The organism is Kitasatospora sp. NPDC091257 (assembly GCF_044757675.1).
Taxonomy (GTDB): domain Bacteria; phylum Actinomycetota; class Actinomycetes; order Streptomycetales; family Streptomycetaceae; genus Kitasatospora; species Kitasatospora lactacystinica.
Map to the genome: position 1 here is coordinate 1 of NZ_JBIVVI010001794.1, position 1,195 is coordinate 1,195.

Genomic DNA, 1,195 nt, shown 5'->3' on the forward strand with positions numbered 1-1,195 from the left:
GTGGCGGCCAGCGAGTGCCCGCCCAGGTCGAAGAAGGAGGTCTCCACCCCGACGGGGCGGCCGAGCTCCTCCTCCCAGAGCCGTTGCACGGTCCGTTCCAGCTCGGTGGCCGGCGCGGCCTGGGGCTCGTCCGCGCCGAGCGGGCGCGGCTCCGGCAGGGCGGCGGTGTCGAGCTTGCCGTGGGCGTTGAACGGCAGGGCGTCGACGGTGGCCCAGAGCCCGGGCACCATGTAGTCGGGCAGCAGGTCGGCCAGCCGGTCGGCGACCCGGGGCAGGTCGGCCGGTGCGCATCCGACGTACCCGGCGAGCACGGTGCCCGCCGCGGTGCGGCGCGCCGTCACGGCGGCGGCGTGCACGCCGGGAACGCCGCGCAGCACGGTCTCGATCTCGCCCGGCTCGACCCGGTAGCCGCGCACCTTGACCTGGCGGTCGGCCCGGCCGAGGTACTCCAGCCGGCCGTCCGGGCGCCAGCGGCCGAGGTCGCCGGTGCGGTAGCTGGGGCCGTCGGGGGTGTCGGTGAAGACGGCGGCGCTCTCCTCGTCGCGGCCGATGTAGCCGATGCCGACCTGGACGCCGAGGGCGTGGATCTCGCCGACCGCTCCGGCCGGCACCCGGCGGCCGGCGGGGTCGCGCAGCACGATCCGGCTGCCCGGGGTCGGGCGGCCGATCGGCGCGTACTCCGGGCCGTCCGGGTCGATCTCGCCGGCCGTCAGCGCGTGGGTCTCGGTCGGGCCGTAGTGGTTGATCAGCCGGCAGCCGGGGTTGCGGCTCAGGAAGGCCCGCAGCCCGGGGGTGACCAGCACCTGCTCGCCGCCCGAGATCAGCTCCCGCAGGTGCGGCACGGGCTCCTCGCCGAGCGCGTCGGCCAGGGCGGCCAGCGGCGTGTACGGCAGGTGGAGCCGCTCGGCCCGGGTGGAGCGGACCACGGCGGCCAGCGCCGTCACGTCGTAGCGGGTCTCCTCCTCGATCAGCAGCAGGGTGCCGCCGCCGGCCAGTGTGGTGAGGATCTCCTGGACGCTGACGTCGAAGCCGCAGGAGGCGTACTGGAGGGTGCGGGCCGCGGGGTGGTCGGCGACGTTCCAGGCCACGAAGTGGGCCAGGGCGAGGGAGTGCATCAGCACGCCCTTGGGGCGGCCGGTGGAGCCGGAGGTGTAGAGCAGGTACGCGGGGGCCTGCGCCGAGGGGGCGGGCAGCG

Annotated in this window: 1 protein-coding gene; it reads right to left on the bottom strand. The window is 76.5% G+C overall.

What is annotated here, in order from left to right; genetic code table 11:
- Positions 1-1,195: AMP-binding protein (locus ACIQOV_RS42085; protein WP_401056512.1), on the bottom strand; the 1,195-nt coding region annotated here is incomplete at both ends.